This is a genomic window from Streptomyces sp. NPDC002580 (assembly GCF_042889485.1).
Classification (GTDB): domain Bacteria; phylum Actinomycetota; class Actinomycetes; order Streptomycetales; family Streptomycetaceae; genus Streptomyces.
In genome coordinates this window covers 390,957-407,176 of sequence record NZ_JBIAQZ010000002.1, presented here as the reverse complement: position 1 = coordinate 407,176, position 16,220 = coordinate 390,957, and the positions used below count along the sequence as shown (strand labels likewise).

The following is a 16,220-nucleotide window of genomic DNA, read 5'->3' as shown; positions in this document are numbered from 1 at the left end:
GTGAACCGGCCGGTCAGGGCCGCGCGGTGAGGGTGAAACTCTGCGCGGACGAGCCGCCGCAGGCCCGCTGGGTGAGTCGGACGCTGTGCGTGGCGGCGCTCGCGGCGGTCGGACACCTGCCGCTGTGCCGCGCGGTGAAGCGGTGACGCCCTGCGCTCTCCTCGGCGGGCAGCCACCGCTGGTTCCGCCCGCCGCCGTAACTCCACGGCTGGAGAGGCGCGTTGTCGGCCGTCGAGACGCCGGTGACGTCGATGACCTGCCCCGGGTCGCCGCGGATGCCGACCTGCCGGTAGCCGCCGTCGGTCGGGCGGAACCGGAACCGCTGCGCCCGCGTGCCGTTGCAGGCTTACCGCCGGATCGCGGCCCCGTTCACCGTGGCGGCCGAACGGGCTTCCACACAGGTGCCGTTGACGGCGTTCGTCAGCGAGTACCAGGCGGTCTCGGACATCAGGTCCGCCGGCGGGGTCGTGCCGTCGGGCCCGGCGAGCCACTTCAGCCCGTCCAGCAGGAACCGGTTCTGGGTCTCACCGGCGAACGTCGACGGCAAGCGGGTGTCGGTCGTGCGGTTCCTTACGGGGTGGTGACATGGCGGCGAACCACACCTGCCTCCTCCGTGTCTTCGGGCACTCTGGTTCCGGGTCGGTGACTCCTGTGGTGGAGCCACGGGAACACCTCACCGGCCACCGCGCCGACCGGCACCGCCGGTTCGTGTCCCGCGGCAAGGGAAGCGGCTGCCGCGGAACAGCGCCCCGGAGTCTCTCCGGGGCGCCGTGCGTGTTCCCCTCCCGAGTGCCGAGTGCCGAGTGCCGAGTGCCGAGTGCCGCCTCGGGCTAGTCCGTGGTCGTGCCCCGGCGTCCGGACTCGAACCGGGCAAGGGCGGTCTCCACCCGGTCCAAGATCGTGTCGGCGTCGGCCGTCGCGTCGACGGTCAGCCCCGGTTCGTCGTCGAGCAGCGGCTGGAGGGCGTCGTACTGGGACTCCAGAAGCCGCTCGGGCATGAAGTGGCCGGTGCGGTGCGCGATGCGCTCCCGGGCGGTCTCGCGATCCAGGTCCAGGTGGACGAACCACACGCCCGGCCCGGCCGCGCGGAGCAGCTCCCGGTAGGCGAGTTTGAGGGCCGAGCAGGAGATGACCGCGCCCCGCCGGGACCGGGTGGTGTCGCGGATCCAGTTCGCGAGGGTGTGCAGCCACGGTTCCCGGTCGGTGTCGTCGAGCGCAAGGCCCGCGCTCATCCGGGCGATGTTCCTCGCCGCGTGGAAGTCGTCGCCCTCCACGAAGGGCACGTTGAGCCGTTGGGCCAGCCTCTTCCCGATCGTGCTCTTGCCGGACGCCGAGACGCCCATGACGACCACGATCGTCGGTGCGGTCCCGGGTGATGACATGCGGCTCCTCCTGGGTCGGTCCGGCAGGACGTCGGTGGCCCTCGCCGGAATCCTGCGCGGAGGGCCGGTACGGCGGGCCCGCGCGCAGGTGCGGTCCGGCCGAATGCACCCGGATGGGCGCGCCCCGACGGGCCCGGCGTCGGGTCACGCGGTGACGTCAGCCATTGTCGTGTCTCGCGGTGGCGTCGACCCCCGGTCGTCCCGCGCGGGCTCCTCGGACTTCGTCGCACCTCGCGGCCGTGCCGGGCGGCCGTCGCCCCGACGTCGTTCGTCGCGGCCATGCGCGGCGCTCGTCCTCCGCACGGTCCGCCGTACCGTGCGGTTGCTCCACCGGGGGGACCCGGTTGCTTCCAACGGCCGAGCGGGGCGGCTCCGCCCTCGCCGGTCCCCGACGGGAGTGATTGCCTCGGTGCGGGTCCCGCCGACCCGGGAGCCGACGTGGCCACCGCGAACGGAACCTGTCCGGGGACCGAGGACACCGGGGCCGGGCCCGGCGGCCAGGCGCGGGGTGCGCCGACGACCGCCTGCACGTCCGCTCCCCGCGCACGGCGCACCGACGAACGGGAGACGGCAGTGACCTCAGGCATGGAAACCGGTGCGCGACTCGCGGCGTTGCCGCCGCCGCGGGGCCAGAAGTGACGGGACGGCCGACCCGGGCCCGCGCCGACCGGCAGGGACAGCCGTGACGGACAACCAGATCCTGCAGGGACTCGGACTGATCGTCGTCCTGTCCGTCGGCTCCCAGCTGGTGGCGAGCCGGCTGCGGATCCCCCCGCTGATCATCCTGCTGCCGGTCGGATTCACCGCGGGTGCGCTGACCGACATCGTCGACCCGGACAAGCTGCTCGGGGACGCGTTCTCCCCGATGGTGTCGCTCGCCGTGGCGGTGATCCTCTACGAGGCCGGACTGGGCCTCGACGTGCGCAGGCTGCGCGGACACATGCGACGCGTCGTGGCGCGACTCATCTGGTGCGGGGCCCTGATCACCTGGGCGGCCGCCGCCACCCTCGCGGTGCCGCTGCTGGGCATGTCGAAGAGCGCGGCGGTCATGCTCGGCGTGATCCTCGTCGTCTCGGGGCCGACCGTCGTCGGTCCGCTGCTCAACTTCGTGCGTCCGACCGAACGGCTGCAGCACATCCTGATCTGGGAGGGATCGTTGATCGACCCGGTCGGCGGCATCCTCGGGGCGCTCGCCTTCCACGCCGTCGTCGCGAGCGACGACCGAGGGGTGGCCGGCAAGCTCGGTCAGTTCGCGGCGAGTTCGGCGGTGGGTCTCATCGGGGGTGGTGTGGGGGCCGCCGTGCTGTGGTTCCTCCTCCGCCGCCTGCGCCTGGGCGATGTGCTGGGCACGACCGTCCAGCTCGCCGCCGCGGTGGGCGTCGCGGCCGCCTGCGACGCGATCCGCGACGACACCGGCCTCATCGCCGCGGTCGTCATGGGGATGGCCCTGGCCAACCTGCCGGGGGTCGCCCTCCCGGCACGCCGTCCCTTCCTCGAGACACTGGTGTCGCTGATCATCGGGCTGCTGTTCGTCTCCATCTCGGCCACGGTGACCCCGGCGTCCCTGCGGCACGTCGTCCTGCCCACGCTCGTTCTCGTGGCCGCACTGGTCCTGGTGATCAGGCCGCTGATCTCGTTCCTGTCCACGGTGGGGACGGACGTGCCCCGCGGCGAGCGGGCGTTCATCGGATGGATGGCGCCCCGCGGGATCGTCGCCGCGGCCACCGCGTCGACTTTCTCCGCCACCCTGGTCGCGAACGGCATCGGCGGCGCCGAGAAGATCCTGCCCGCCACCTTCCTGGTGATCGTCACCACGGTGACGCTGTACGGGCTGAGCGCGCACTCCGTCGCCCGGCGGCTGAAGGTACTCCGTCCGGCGCGCGCCCGCCCGTTGCTGGTGGGCGGCGACCTCTGGGCGATCGACCTGGGACGAGCCCTCAGCTCCGCGGGCCTCGACGTGCTGATGTGGGCGGGGCGGGACCCGCAACGCGATCTGATCCGGGCCGCCGGACTGCGCCTGGCCCCGGGCGAACTGCTCGCCGCGGCCACCGGCGAGGGAGCCGAACTCGAGGGGATCACCGGCGTTCTGCTGCTCACCGAGGAGGACGACTTCAACGCGCTGGCGTCGGCGACCCTGCGGGGCGGCGTCGACGGGTTCGTCCACCGGCTGGGACCGCCCGGCAGGAGCCATGGCGTGGTCGCCCCCTACACGGCTGGTGACACCTTGTTCGAGGCCGGGCTGAACGGACCGGAGCTGGTCCGCCGCTACGAGGACGGCGCCCGGATCGTCTCGCGCCCCGCCCGGGAAGGCGTTCCGGCCGGGTACGCGCTGCTGTTCCTCGTCCGTCCCGACGGGCGCCTGGACCCGGTCACCGGGAGCCACAGCCCGCGGCCGGGGGCCGACGACACCGCGATCCTGCTCGGCCCGCCCGGGAGCCCGCGGCCTTCCCCGGTCCCCGGGCGGACGGAGTGACCACGCGCGGTGGGAAGCCGCGCGCTCGCACCAGGGCCCCGGCGTGCGCGACCACCGGCCAGGCCGAGGCCCGGCCGGGATGCCTGCGCGCGGGTCCACGAGCCCGCCCGGCGCTCCGGTCACCCCCGCGTGTGTCCGTCGTCCGTCCGGTCACCCGCCGTTCGCGGTCACCCGTGCGAACTCCAACGGGTCAGTACGGATGGCGGTCCGCCGGGCGGTTGGATCTCATGGTTCTCATGCAGCGACAAGTCTCTGAGACAGACGATCTCGTGCCGCCCATGGAGCGTTCGCACTGGGTGGCCTTCGCCGGAATCCTGTTGATGGTCAGCGCTCTGTTCAACCTGCTCAACGGGTTCGTGGCGATCTTCAACCACGGCTACTACTCGACCGTGTACTCCCAGGGCAACCGGCTCCTCATCCTCAACTACACGGCCTGGGGCTGGATCTGGGTCGTCGTCGGCATCGTGATGGCCCTGGCGGCCATCGGTGTGTTCGTGGGCTCCAGGGCGGCGCGGCTGACGGGCATCTGCCTGGCCGCGTTCTGTCTGGTCGGCCAGATGATCTTCCTTCCCGTGTACCCGTTCTGGTCGCTGTTCACGATGCTCGTGTCCCTGCTGGTCATCTACGGCCTGCTGGTCGAACCGAAGCACGTGCACGGGGCACGCGTGTAGCGGGACTCCGGGGCGACGGCCTCGGGACGCGCCGAGCGGCACACCGGGGCCTGGGCACCGCCGGGTGTGCCGCCCGGCGTCTCAGCCGCGCTGCCGGTCGAGCGCCTCGTCGAGCGTGGTGGCCGCCATGATCAGCGACAGATGTGTGAACGCCTGCGGGAAGTTGCCCAGTTGTTCACCGCTGGGGCCCACCTCCTCCGCGAAGAGGCCCACGTGGTTGGCGTACGTGTGCATCTTCTCGAACGTGTACCGGGCCTCGCTCAGCCGGCCGGAGCGGGCCAGCGCGTCGACGTACAGGAAGGTGCACAGGCTGAAGGTGCCCTCCGAGCCGCGCAGGCCGTCCGGGGACGCGGCGGGGTCGTAGCGGTGGACGAGGCTGTCGGAGACCAGCGTCCGGCTCATCGCGTCGAGGGTCGACAGCCAGGTCGGGTCCTTGGCGCCGAGGAAGCCGACCCTGGGGGCGAGCAGCAGCGAGGCGTCCAGCACGTCGCCGCCGTAGTACTGGACGTACGCCTTCTCCTTCTCGCTCCAGCCGCGTGTCATGACCTGCTCCAGGACGGCGTCGCGCGCCCGGGTCCAGCGGGCGGTGTCCGCGGGACGGCGGAAGTCGTGGGCCAGGCGCAGGCCGCGGTCGAAGGCGGACCAGCACATCACCCGGCTGTAGGTGAAGTCCTTGCGCCCGCCGCGGGTCTCCCAGATCCCCTCGTCGGGCCGGTCCCAGTTGTCGGCGAGCCAGTCCAGCGTGCGGGCCACGGCCTTCCACCCGGCGTAGTCCGCCTGGATGCCGACCTCCCGGCCCTCCGACAGCCCGTAGAGGGCCTCACCGTAGATGTCGAGCTGGAGCTGGTCCGCGGCGGCGTTGCCGACCCGTACGGGGGAGGAACCGCGGTAGCCCTCGCAGTGTCCGAGGATCTCCTCGCCCGTCAGCGGTGTCCCGTCCACCCGGTACATGATCTGGAGCGCTTCCCCCTCGTGGTCCAGGTGTTCCATCAGACGTTCGCGCAGCCAGTGGGTGAACGCCGTCGCCTCCTCGGCGAACCCGAGGTCGAGCAGGGCCCGCAGCGACAGGGATCCGTCCCGCACCCAGGTGTAGCGGTAGTCCCAGTTGCGCTCGCCCCCGACCTGCTCCGGCAGGCCCGTCGTGGCCGCCGCGACCGGGGCGCCGGTCGGCGCGTAGGTCAGGAGCTTCAGGGTGATGGCGGAGCGGTGCACCATGTCGGGCCAGCGGCCCCGGTACCGAGAGGTCCGCAGCCAGTCCTGCCAGTACTCGATGGTCCCCGTCATGTTCTCGGCCACCCCGTCCACGGTGGGCGGCGCCGGCGCCGCGGCGTCCGGACCGTCCACCGTGAACACGGCCGCCGCCGTCTCGCCCGCGCCCAGGGTGACGGTGCCGCGGACGTCCTGTCCGTCCCGTTCCAGGGGGAAGGTGCTCTGCAGGAACGCGGTGATCCCCGGGCCGCGGAAGACGGCACCGTCGGGTCCGAGACCGAGTTCGTGGCCCGCCCGCCCGTAGTCGAAGCGCGGGCGGCACTCCAGGGCGAACCGCATGGTGCCCCGCACCGTCCGCACGGCCCGGAAGAGCCGGTGCCGGGCGGACGGGGTGAGGGAACGGTCGGGCGGCATCCAGTCGAGGACCTCGCCCACCCCGTCGGGTGACATGAACCGCGTGACCAGGACCGCCGTGTCCGGATAGTAGAGCTGCTTCCAGGTCCCCCGCGGGTGGGCGGGCGCCAGCCGGAAATAGCCTCCGCCGCCGTGGTCGAGCAGCGCGGCGAAGATGCTGGGGGAGTCGAAGCGCGGGGCGGCGAACCAGTCCACGACGCCCTTGGAGGAGACCAGGGCGGAGGACTGGAGATCGCCCACCAGACCATGGTCGGCGATGGGCGGATAGCGGTCCATGGCGATCCAATCTCGAGGATCCGGGCACCCTCACTATCCGACATCACGGCCGGGTCCGCTTGTTCGCCCGGGGTGGGCGCGCGGGGCGGGCGCGTGCCGTCCGGCCTGCGGGAAGTGTCAGACTGGCGCCATGGACGAGCGCGTATTCGACAGGTCGGGTCAGCAGGCTTCGGTCATCGGTCTCGGCACCTGGCAGCTGGGTGCCGACTGGGGTGAGGTGAGCGAGAAGGACGCCTTGGCGGTGCTGGAGACGGCGGCGGAGTCGGGGGTGACGTTCTTCGACACCGCCGATGTGTACGGCGACGGGCGGAGCGAGGAGATCATCGCCACCTTCCTGCGCGGGAGGCCGGACCTGCACGTCATGGTCGCCACCAAGATGGGCCGCCGCGTCGACCAGGTTCCCGAGAACTACGTCCTCGACAACTTCCGCGCCTGGAACGACCGTTCCCGCCGCAACCTCGGCGTCGACCGCCTCGACCTGGTGCAGCTGCACTGCCCGCCGACCTCGGTGTACTCCTCCGACGCGGTGTACGACGCCCTCGACACGCTGGTCGAGGAGGAGCGGATCGCGGCGTACGGCGTGAGCGTCGAGACGTGCGACGAGGCGCTGACCGCGATCGCCCGCCCGAACGTGGCGAGCGTCCAGATCATCCTCAACCCCTTCCGCATGAAGCCGCTCGGCGCGGTCCTGCCCGCGGCCCACGAGGCCGGCGTCGGCGTCATCGCGCGGGTCCCGCTGGCCTCCGGGCTGCTCTCCGGCAAGTACACCAAGGACACCGTCTTCGGCGCGGACGACCACCGGACGTACAACCGCCACGGCGAGTCCTTCGACCAGGGCGAGACCTTCTCCGGGGTGGACTTCGCGACGGGCGTGGAAGCGGCGGCCGAGTTCTCCGCCCTCGCCCCCGAGGGGTACACGCCGGCCCAGCTCGCGCTGCGGTGGATCATCGGGCAGCCGGGGGTCACGACGGTGATCCCGGGAGCCCGTTCACCCGAACAGGCCCGTGCCAACGCGGCGGCCGCGAAGCTGCCCGAGCTGTCGCGCGCCACGTTGGACGCCGTCGGGGAACTGTACGAGCGCCGGATCAAGGACCAGGTGGAGAGCCGCTGGTAGGACCGCCGGGAACCCCGGCGGCACGACCGGCGACTCCTCGCGGTCCGCGCCGCCGGGGACGGCCCGGCTGTTCGGGTGCCCGCGCTGCCCGCGCTGCCACGACACGCCGTCCTCGTGGGACGGAGCCGTCACGACACGCCGTCCTGGAACGGCTCTCCGCCTCCGTCGGGCGGGGATCAGTGCTCGGCGGTCCGCGGCGCCGGGAGCGCGTCGAGCTGCCGGTCGTGCGCGCGGCTCAGCAGCAGCACGGAGAGGCTCGCGCCGATCAGGGCGCAGAACATGTCCCACTGGGTGTCCCACACGTCCCCCTGGGTCGCCAGGAAGTCGTCGGCGGCGTGGCCGCCGATCACGGCGGCGGCCCACTCGAACATCTCGAAGACGGAGCTGAAGGCGAGGCACGCGCACACGGTCAGCGGCGCCAGCCACCGGCTGCCGCGCAGCGGCGACGTCCTGACGAGCAACTCCCGCACCAGGACAGCCGGTACGAGGCCCTGCATGAGGTGTCCGAAACGGTCGTACGGGTTGCGGTCGAGCCCGAGAGCGTCGCGCACCCAGTCGCCCAACGGCACCTGCGCGTACGTGTAGTGGCCGCCCGCCGCGAGCACCAGCGCGTGGGCCGCGAGCAGGCAGTACAACAGGTTCGTCAGGGGGAACCGCCGTCGGCTCAGCACCACCAGCGGCAGTCCGACGAGCACCCAGACGACCTCCAGCAGCCAGGTCGTCCGGTCGTGGGGATGCCAGGCGGAGAGCGCCAGGCCCGCGAGGACCACCGCGACGAGCACGGCCGGGAGCGCCCCGCGCGGGGCGCCCTCCGGGGAAGCCGGGTGCCGGGCATCGGGGGCCAGGGCTGATCCGTGCATGGCGGGCTCCTTCGTCGCTTCTCGTCCAGGTGGCCCCATGGTGTTGGAGCACGGGGCGGGCGGCATGAGTACGGGTACTCACTCCGCGGCCGTGCACGCACCCGGCCGCCCCACCGGGTGGGGGCACCGACACCGTCCAGGAGGAACCGCGGCGGTGTCCGCCCCGCCGTGCGGGAACGTCCGTTCCCGCACGGCAGGGCGGACCGCTCACTCCCGGCCGGCCGATCCGCGCAGCGCCGCGATGGCGGTGCCGATCGCCTGCTGGAGCTCCTCCAGGCGCTGCACCATGTCGTCCTCGTAGATGTCGGCGGCGTCGTCGAAGGTCAGCTCCTCGAAGACCTTCGTCGCCTTCTGCAGGCTGCTGTAGACCTTCGTCCGCCGTTCCTGGACGCGCAGTTCGGGATCGGCCTCGACCGTCTCGACCACCAGGTTCTTCATGGCGTCGTACGCCTCCGTGGCCCACTCGCCCGCGTCCTCGTCCTCGTCGAGCTCGTCGAGGAGCGACAGATGGCGCTCGGCCTCGGAGCGCAGCTCGGCCGGAGCGTCGAGGGTCTGCCCGGCCGGCGTCCTGATCTGCCCCTTCTCCGCGATCTGGCGTACGTAGCCGATGCGGTCGGCCGCCCTGTTCTCGGTGGCGACCGCCTTCTTCAGCTCGTCCGTGCGGGCGATGTCGCGGGCCAACTCGGTCTGGAGCGCCGGGTCCTCCTTCACCCGGTCCAGCAGCGCGGACCGGGCCGCCTTGGCCGTGGAGGGGTCGGCGAGGATCGCGGCCCGCAGCGCGGTCGGGTTCTCGGCCACCTCCAGTGCCTTCGTGGGACGGATGCCCGCCGCCTCCGCTGCCTCGGAGATGGCCGCGCCGCGCTCCGAGGCGGCGCTGGAGCGGGAGGTGTAGTAGGTGGACCAGGCGTCCGCGCCCGGGAGTTCGATGTCCTCGCCGGGGACCAGGGTCTCGAACTGGGGGACCATGCCGTCGTCGGCGGCCCGGTCCCAGGCCTTGTAGTAGCGCATGACGCGCTCGGGTGAGCATCCGGCCAGTTCCGCGAACTCCTTCGCGGACACCTTGGAGGTGTCGTCGGCGGACTGCCCGCCGGGACGGACGCTGCGCGCCACCTTGAGGGCGAAGGCCCAGCCTCCGGTCCGCGCGTAGGCCCCGAAGTCATGGGCGTCGCGCTCGACGGGGTTCGGCGCGTCGGCGCGTGCGGCGGATTCCTCGGGCGATGCGATGGCTGCGGTCAACGGGAACTCTCCTGGGATGGCGGGGCGTTGATGTCACGGAGGATGAAGCATTGGCCTAAGGTCTGCGTGGAATCAAGCAGCCACGCTTGGGCCGAAGCCAAGCGGATACCCAAGTAAATCCGAAATGAGCAATCCAGAAACGACGCGATGTGACGACCTTCACCCTGATGTGGCAGAAAGTGATGAATTCCTTACGGCCGCGTCACGTACGGGTGGGTATCGACCATCGTGCGACCGCGGGAGGAAGTTTCGTGCGACCGTTCACTCTCAACTACGCCCAGCCCTCAGGGCAGTCGGCCGCAATACCCCCGTACCACTTCGACGTGTCCCTGCAACTGAACGTGCTGCCCGACGGTCGTCCGGCCGTCAGTGATCGCGCGCTGCTGATGGCGACCGGCACCACGACGTCCACGGCCGGTTCCCAGACGCACTTCGACGACTGACGAAAGCCCGCGCGCATGACGGTTCTCATACTCACGGCCGAGCAGGACGTCACCGCCGACATGGTGGTGGCCAAACTGCACGAGCGGGGCGTCCCCATGGTGCGCCTCGATCCTGCCGACCTGCCCGGCAAGGCGGTGCTCTCCGCCGACTACGCCCACGGTGACTTCGACGGCTACCTGTCGGTCAACGGCCATGTGCTCAGCATGGGGGGCCTGCGCTCCGTGTGGGTGCGCAGGCCGGGCGAGCCGGCGGCACACGCCGCCGAACCCTCCGCATGGCTCACCGCCGAGACCAGGCAGGCACTGTTCGGCATGCTCTACTCGGCCTCGACCCGCTGGATGAACCACCCGCGCCGCGCCGAACAGGCCCGGCACAAGCCCTGGCAGCTGCGGGTGGCCCACAGCAGTGGATTCGCGGTGCCGCCCACCGTCATCACGACCGCTCCCCGGGTGGCCCAGCAGTTCGTCCAGGAACACCGGGAGGTGGTGGTGAAGTCCGCCTCGGGGCCGCCGCCCGGCGAACCCCCGGCGGCCCTGCCGACCACACTCGTCGGACCCGACACGGACTTCTCCGGTGTCGCGGCCGGCCCCGCCCTGCTCCAGCGCTACATTCCCAAGCGGGCCGACATCCGGCTCACCGCGATCGGCACCCGGATGTTCGCCGCGCGCAAGGCCGCCGAACCCGGCCAGGTCGACGGACGTTTCGGCGAGACGGGGAACGGCTGGGAGCCCGCGCGGGTGCCCGATCGCATCGCCCGTGCGGTCCACGACTACCTGGCCTTCACCGGACTCGCCTACGCCGCCTTCGACTTCGCCGAGGACGCGGAGGGCATCTGGTGGTTCCTGGAGTGCAACCAGGGAGGCCAGTTCGGCTTCATCGAGCTGGAGACCGGGCAGCCCATCGCCGACGAGGTCGGACTGTGGCTCGCCCAGCGCAGGCCCGACTTCCGTATTCCGGAGGGACATTGACCTGACGTGACCGAGACGGTCACTCACTCCGCGCTGGGCCGGAAGGACTTGAGGAACGCGCGCAGGGCCCGGCGGTTGGCGGCGGTGTCCCAGTCGTCCGCCGGGGTCGTCCAGCGCAGCGAGAAACCCCGGTGGTCGCCGATGAGGAAACCGCGGCCGAACGTGCGCACCCGCTCCCCTCGGGACACCGAGTACCACTCCATGTCAGCGCCCTTCATGCCGCGATAGGTCACCGGCCGGATGTCGCCCACCCGTTCGTAGCCGGTGGACTCGGCGATCAGGGACGGTTCCAGGGCACTCCACACGGCGACCGGGTCCGGACCCAGCTGGGTGCTGTAGGTGACGGCCAGCGTGCGCGGATCACCGCTCGCCCCGAAGGTCACCCGATAGGCGAGGTCGTCGGAGGACTGGGTCTCCAGCGGCTTCCAGCCCCCCGGCAGCGCGACGGCGAAGCCCTGGGGCGCCCGGTAGAGGGAGAAACCGGCCGGCAGCGACGTGCCCGCGGAGGCGGAGGGGGAGACGGAGGGGGAGGGAGACCGCGTGGCGGACGCCGAGGGCTTCTGGCCGGCGGGCGCGGTGGGGGCCGTGGACGGCGCGCCGGTGGCCGCCCGTGACGGCGCCGGGCCGGAGGCGGACGTGTCGTCCCCGCCCGGCAGCCCGCCCGTCGCGGCGATCACCACGAGGGCGAGGACCGTGACGGCGAGCGCCCCGCCCAGCAGCACCGGCCGGACCGCGGGCCGTCCCCCCGGGGTGGGCCCCGCGCCCCCCTCGTCCGCGGCGCCCTCACGGAGGCCGACGGGATCGTCGTACACGGGCGGCGGCTCCGCCGGCGTGGTCTCCTCGAGGTTCTGCCGGAGGATGCGCGTCAGCGACTCGCGCACGACGGCTTCGGGCACCCGTTCCACGGGGTCCCGGCGCAGCAGGCCGGAGATGGCGGGCGCCAGCGGCCCCGCGTCGGCCGGGGGCCTGACCGGCAGCTGGTCCACCGCCCGGAGCGTGGCGTCCATCTGCCCCCGGTCCTGCACGGCGGGCCTGCCCTCGACGAGCGCGTACACCATCGCGCCCAGGGCCCAGAGGTCCGCCGCGGCCGCGCCGCCCTCACCGCGGGCCTGTTCGGGGGAGGCGTACGAGGGAGAGGTTACGCGCGTCACGTCGGCGGCCCCGGCCACTCCGAACCCGGTGAGCGTGACCGTGCCGTGCTCGTCCACCCACACCTGGCTCGGGCCGAGTTCGCCGTGCGGAACGCCCTCACGGCGGGCGGCGGCGATGACGTCGAGCACGACGAGCGCGATGTGCGCCGTCCGGACGTGATCGACGGGGTCGCGTCCGAGGAGTTCGGTCAGCGGGACGCCCGGAGGCCGCTCCGTGACGGTCCACACGGAACCGGGCTCCTCGACCACGTCGAGGACCGCGGCCACCTGGCCCGGACAGGCCGGACCGAGGATCTTCGCCGTACGCAGGATCCGGTCGGCGACGGGTTCCGGTGGTCCCTCCGGCGGGTGTTCCGCGAGCCGTGACCAGGTCAGGACGACCGGCCGTCCGAAGGCGGTGTCCTCTCCGTACCAGATGGCCCGGCCCTCTTCCCGCAGGGAGATCTCGAGCAGCCGGTATCTTCCCGCTATCAACTCGCCTGCGGAGTCCTGCGCCTTCGCCATCGTCATCCCTCGTCGCGTACCGGCCTCACCTTTCCCGGAAGTACGCGCGGAGTGACGAAGAGTGTTCAACGGGAGGCGGCTCTAGATGGGCGTCTTTGCCCGGCGGGGCCGTCGTCGCGCACCTGTACGAACAGTTCGGGCCGGATTTCACTACTGATCCACCGCACAGTTCTCCAGCCGGTGTACGGGTCCCGGAGACGGCCGGGACACTACTGGGGGGCGACCGGGACCCGACCGGGGCGTCGGCTGCGGGGCCGGGACCGCACCTGCCCCCGGGCTTGATCCGCACAACCTCGCCGGACATCAACTCCCCTCGGTGAAAGATGACTTCGGGACCGCACGGGATGCGGACGCGGAGCGCGGGGGAGTGGGGGGCGAACCGGCGGCGCGGGCGCACGAGTGCCTTGTGGCATGGACAGGGGAGCGGCGGACCGGAAAGATGCCGCATGCACCCAGTGCCCCGATCATCGTGCCCGGTCACCACCGCCCACCGCCGCTGCCGCCGTCCACGCCGTGAGCGTCGCCGCCGACCGTCGTGCATCGCCGCCCGAGCCACCCGGAGGCCACCCGTATGAACGCCCGTCCCCTGCCTGTCAGTCGACCCGCGGAGCAGGGAGTCGACGCCCGCGGCATCGCCGCGTTCCTCGACGCCGTGGAGGCCGCCCCGGACATCGAACCGCACAGCCTGATGATCCTGCGCCACGGGCACCTCGTCGCCTCCGGCTGGTGGGCGCCGTACACCCCCGAGCGCCTTCAGCTGCTCTACTCGCTCAGCAAGAGCTTCACCTCCACCGCGGCCGGATTCGCCGTGGCGGAAGGCCTGTTGGACCTGGACGACCCGGTGCTCTCGTACTTTCCCGAGTTCGAGGCCGACATCACCGATCCGCGCAGCCGCGCCATGCTCGTCCGGCACGTCGCGGCCATGGCCAGCGGCCACCTCACCGAGACCTGGGCCGACGCGGTCCGGCTCGACCGGCAGGAGAACGTACGCGGGTTCCTGCTGATCCCGCCGGACCGCGACCCCGGCACCGTGTTCGCGTACAACCAGTCCGCCACCTACACCCTCGCCTCGATCGTCCAGCGGGTGACCGGCATGCCGCTGACCGCGTATCTGCGGCCCCGACTGTTCGAACCCCTGGGCATCGGGGACACCGCCTGGACACGGAACCGGGCCGGCCGGGAGATCGGCTTCAGCGGCCTGCACGCCGCCACCGACGCGGTCGCCCGGCTCGGGCAGCTGTATCTGAGCGAAGGTGTCTGGGAGGGGCGGCGGATCCTGCCGGCCTCCTGGATCGCGGAGGCGACCCGCGCCCACGTCGCGACGACCGCCGTCGGCAGCCCCGAGGGAGACAGGCCGGACTGGCAGCAGGGCTACGGCCTCCAGTTCTGGCGGGGGCGGCACGGGTACCGCGGCGACGGCGCGTACGGGCAGTTCTGCGTCGTGCTGCCCGAGCACGACGCGGTGATCGTGACGACCGCGGCGACCGACCGGTTGCAGGACCTGCTGGAGCTGATGTGGCGGCATCTGCTGCCCGCGTTCGGTACGGCTCCGTCGTCGGCCTCCGGTGAGGCGGACGACGTGCTGCGCCGACGGCTCGCCCGGCTCGCCCTGCCGCCGGTCGAGGCGCGGTCCGAGCCCCCGGAGCCCGGGGACGCCTGGTCGGACGCGGTGTTCGCGCCCGCCGGAGGTGTCTGCGAGGACCAGCCCTCGCTCACCCACGTGCTCGTGGCCGAGGGCGACAAGGGCCCGCGCGTCACCCTGGTGGAGGGCGACCAGCGGTTCGAACTGCGGCTCGGCGGAACGGGCTGGACCGCCGATCCCGGCCCGACGCCCGCGGCGGTGAGCGGGGGCTGGACCGACGAGCGCACCTTGCGCGTCGACGTGCTGTTCCTGGAGACCCCGCACCGCCTGACCGTGACCTGCGCGCTCCCCGAGCGCACGTTCACGGCGCGCTGGCACACGACCCCGCTCCAGGGCCGCTCCCTGCGGTCCCTCCAGGCGCCGCCGCGGGGGTGAACCGGGCGTGGTTCGGCACCCCTCGCGGACCTGCCGCGGCCGGGTGTCCGGACCCACGGACGGGCGGACGTGAACGAGACCCGGGCCGTGTCGCCGAGACCGTCGGAACGCGGCGGCCCGGTCCGGACCTGGAGCCGGACACCGACGGAACCCCGCTGCCGGGACGGCGCGGGCGAGCGAGGAGAGCGCGATGAACAGCGAACGACGGTCGCCCGACCGGATTCTGGTCGTGGGCGCCGGTGTGGTGGGAGCCTCGGTCGCCTACCACCTGACCCGGCTGGGGCACGAGGACGTCGTGGTGCTCGATGCCCGGGACCGCGCCGGACTTCCCGGATCGACCGGACTGGCTCCGGGATTCGTGGGCCAGCTCAGCACCAGCCCGGAACTGACCGCGCTGGCCCGGGACAGCGTCACCACCTACAACGCCCTGTCCGGCGACGGGAACGAGCGGCTCTTCTGGCCGGTCGGCTGCCTGGAGGTCGCCACCACCCCCGAACGCCTGGAACGGGCTCACCAGGACGTCGAGCACGGCGGACGCCTCGGAGTCGAGGCGCGGGTGCTCGGTCCCGCCGAGGCCGTCGCGCTGGCACCGGCGCTCGTCGACGCGGACCGGGTGCGCGGTGCGCTGTACATTCCCTCCGACGGCGCCGTCGACCCCGCCCTGCTCACCCATCGGCTGGTGGCCGAGGCGGAGCGGGCCGGAGCCCGCTTCGTCTTCGGCACCCCCGTCACCGAACTGGAGCGGGAGGGCCGCCGGGTGACGGGCGTACGCACCGGAGCGGAGTCCGAACTCCTGCGGGCCGGGCGCGTCGTGCTGGCCACGGGCATCTGGGGGCCCGTTCTCGCGGCGCGGGCCGGTGTCCGGCTGCCCATGACGGCGGTGCAGCACCCGTACCTCTACACGGGTGAACTGCCGGACCTCGACGACACGTTCATCGACGCGCCGATCACCCGCTACCCCGAGCACTCCGTCTACACCCGCCGCCACGGCCGCCGCTACGGGCTGGGGAGCTACGCGCACGCACCCGTGCCGATGACGGCCTCCGCGGGTCTCGGATCAGCGGAACTCCCCTTCCGCGAGGAGGACTTCGGTTCCGCCCTGACACGGGCCGCCTCGCTGGTGCCGGCCTTCCGGAAGGCTCCCGTGGGACGCCGGCTCAACGGCGCGTTCGCCATGACCCCCGACGAGCTTCCCCTGGTCGGCCCCGCCGAGGACGTGGGCGGCCTGTGGTTCGCCGAGGCGTCCTGGGTCACCCACGCCGGTGGTGTGGGCCGCCAGCTCGCGCACGCCCTCCTGGAGACCGGCGCACCCCTCGTGGACCCCGGGAGGCTGGCGCCCGGCCGCTTCGCGGAATGGAGCGACCGACGGATCCGTACGACCGCGCTGGCGCACTACCAGGGCATCTACGAAACGCACTGAACCCCGTGTCCCCAGTTCCGGGTCACCCGCCCCGGCGATCGCCGGGGCGGTGGGCCCCAGGAGCGTGAGCGCCTTCGCCGG

13 protein-coding genes and 1 pseudogene are annotated in these 16,220 nt (G+C 72.5%); 7 read left to right on the top strand and 7 right to left on the bottom strand.

All coding sequences use genetic code 11. From position 1 onward, the window contains the following. Positions 1-13 precede the first annotated feature (13 nt). The 3 genes and pseudogenes from ACFYW7_RS08260 to ACFYW7_RS08250 all read right to left on the bottom strand — a co-directional run. A pseudogene (locus ACFYW7_RS08260) lies at positions 14-331 on the bottom strand (RICIN domain-containing protein); the annotation flags it as partial. 15 nt (positions 332-346) lie between these two features. Continuing rightward, positions 347-547, bottom strand: coding sequence for a hypothetical protein (locus tag ACFYW7_RS08255; RefSeq protein WP_389499340.1), 201 nt, complete (start codon positions 545-547; stop codon positions 347-349). Positions 548-830: 283 nt separating this feature from the next. Then, positions 831-1,382, bottom strand: a complete 552-nt coding sequence (locus ACFYW7_RS08250) for a gluconokinase (protein ID WP_389499338.1) — start codon at positions 1,380-1,382, stop codon at positions 831-833. A gap of 682 nt (positions 1,383-2,064) precedes the next feature. On the opposite strand from ACFYW7_RS08250, the gene ACFYW7_RS08245 reads away from it, so the two are divergent. Then, a complete protein-coding gene (locus ACFYW7_RS08245) occupies positions 2,065-3,855 on the top strand; it encodes a cation:proton antiporter (protein ID WP_389499336.1) in 1,791 nt (596 codons plus the stop codon). Positions 3,856-4,133: 278 nt separating this feature from the next. Further along, entirely contained in the window at positions 4,134-4,526 is a 393-nt protein-coding gene (locus tag ACFYW7_RS08240; RefSeq protein ID WP_389499334.1) for a hypothetical protein, read from the top strand. Positions 4,527-4,607: 81 nt separating this feature from the next. Here ACFYW7_RS08240 and ACFYW7_RS08235 read toward each other — a convergent pair whose 3' ends face one another. Further along, positions 4,608-6,425, bottom strand: coding sequence for a glycoside hydrolase family 15 protein (locus ACFYW7_RS08235; RefSeq protein ID WP_389499332.1), 1,818 nt, complete (start codon positions 6,423-6,425; stop codon positions 4,608-4,610). A gap of 130 nt (positions 6,426-6,555) precedes the next feature. Here ACFYW7_RS08235 and ACFYW7_RS08230 point away from each other — a divergent pair, with 130 nt between their 5' ends. Continuing rightward, positions 6,556-7,539, top strand: a complete 984-nt coding sequence (locus tag ACFYW7_RS08230; protein ID WP_389499330.1) for an aldo/keto reductase — start codon at positions 6,556-6,558, stop codon at positions 7,537-7,539. Positions 7,540-7,715: 176 nt separating this feature from the next. Here ACFYW7_RS08230 and ACFYW7_RS08225 read toward each other — a convergent pair whose 3' ends face one another. Both ACFYW7_RS08225 and ACFYW7_RS08220 read right to left on the bottom strand, forming a co-directional pair. After that, the gene (locus ACFYW7_RS08225; protein ID WP_389499328.1) at positions 7,716-8,399 is read right to left on the bottom strand and encodes a DUF2238 domain-containing protein; all 684 of its coding nucleotides are present in this window, start codon (positions 8,397-8,399) and stop codon (positions 7,716-7,718) included. Positions 8,400-8,606: 207 nt separating this feature from the next. Next, positions 8,607-9,635 carry a hypothetical protein gene (locus ACFYW7_RS08220; protein ID WP_389499326.1) on the bottom strand — a complete coding sequence of 343 codons (1,029 nt, stop codon included), beginning with the start codon at positions 9,633-9,635 and terminating at the stop codon, positions 8,607-8,609. 251 nt (positions 9,636-9,886) lie between these two features. Here ACFYW7_RS08220 and tgmA point away from each other — a divergent pair, with 251 nt between their 5' ends. Both tgmA and tgmB read left to right on the top strand, forming a co-directional pair. Beyond that, positions 9,887-10,078, top strand: coding sequence for a putative ATP-grasp-modified RiPP (gene tgmA / locus ACFYW7_RS08215; RefSeq protein ID WP_389499324.1), 192 nt, complete (start codon positions 9,887-9,889; stop codon positions 10,076-10,078). Between the two features lie 15 nt (positions 10,079-10,093). Next, positions 10,094-11,047, top strand: a complete 954-nt coding sequence (gene tgmB / locus ACFYW7_RS08210; protein ID WP_389499322.1) for an ATP-grasp ribosomal peptide maturase — start codon at positions 10,094-10,096, stop codon at positions 11,045-11,047. Between the two features lie 23 nt (positions 11,048-11,070). Here the strand turns inward: tgmB and ACFYW7_RS08205 are convergent, their stop codons facing one another. Beyond that, positions 11,071-12,708 (bottom strand): serine/threonine protein kinase, encoded by a 1,638-nt coding sequence (locus ACFYW7_RS08205; protein ID WP_389499320.1) that lies wholly within the window; start codon positions 12,706-12,708, stop codon positions 11,071-11,073. 565 nt (positions 12,709-13,273) lie between these two features. Here ACFYW7_RS08205 and ACFYW7_RS08200 point away from each other — a divergent pair. Both ACFYW7_RS08200 and ACFYW7_RS08195 read left to right on the top strand, forming a co-directional pair. Further along, a complete protein-coding gene (locus tag ACFYW7_RS08200) occupies positions 13,274-14,719 on the top strand; it encodes a serine hydrolase domain-containing protein (protein WP_389499318.1) in 1,446 nt (481 codons plus the stop codon). 190 nt (positions 14,720-14,909) lie between these two features. Beyond that, a complete protein-coding gene (locus ACFYW7_RS08195; protein ID WP_389499317.1) occupies positions 14,910-16,139 on the top strand; it encodes an NAD(P)/FAD-dependent oxidoreductase in 1,230 nt (409 codons plus the stop codon). The last annotated feature ends 81 nt before the right edge of the window (positions 16,140-16,220 follow it).

Excerpts from the sequence above, each read along its gene's own strand:
- ACFYW7_RS08250 (WP_389499338.1), bottom strand. The coding sequence starts at position 1,382 with ATGTCATCACCCGGGACCGCACCGACGATCGTGGTCGTCATGGGCGTC.
- ACFYW7_RS08240 (WP_389499334.1), top strand. The coding sequence starts at position 4,134 with ATGGAGCGTTCGCACTGGGTGGCCTTCGCCGGAATCCTGTTGATGGTC.
- ACFYW7_RS08235 (WP_389499332.1), bottom strand. The coding sequence starts at position 6,425 with ATGGACCGCTATCCGCCCATCGCCGACCATGGTCTGGTGGGCGATCTC.
- ACFYW7_RS08230 (WP_389499330.1), top strand. The coding sequence starts at position 6,556 with ATGGACGAGCGCGTATTCGACAGGTCGGGTCAGCAGGCTTCGGTCATC.
- ACFYW7_RS08225 (WP_389499328.1), bottom strand. The coding sequence starts at position 8,399 with ATGCACGGATCAGCCCTGGCCCCCGATGCCCGGCACCCGGCTTCCCCG.
- tgmB (WP_389499322.1), top strand. The coding sequence starts at position 10,094 with ATGACGGTTCTCATACTCACGGCCGAGCAGGACGTCACCGCCGACATG.
- ACFYW7_RS08205 (WP_389499320.1), bottom strand. The coding sequence starts at position 12,708 with ATGACGATGGCGAAGGCGCAGGACTCCGCAGGCGAGTTGATAGCGGGA.
- ACFYW7_RS08200 (WP_389499318.1), top strand. The coding sequence starts at position 13,274 with ATGAACGCCCGTCCCCTGCCTGTCAGTCGACCCGCGGAGCAGGGAGTC.
- ACFYW7_RS08195 (WP_389499317.1), top strand. The coding sequence starts at position 14,910 with ATGAACAGCGAACGACGGTCGCCCGACCGGATTCTGGTCGTGGGCGCC.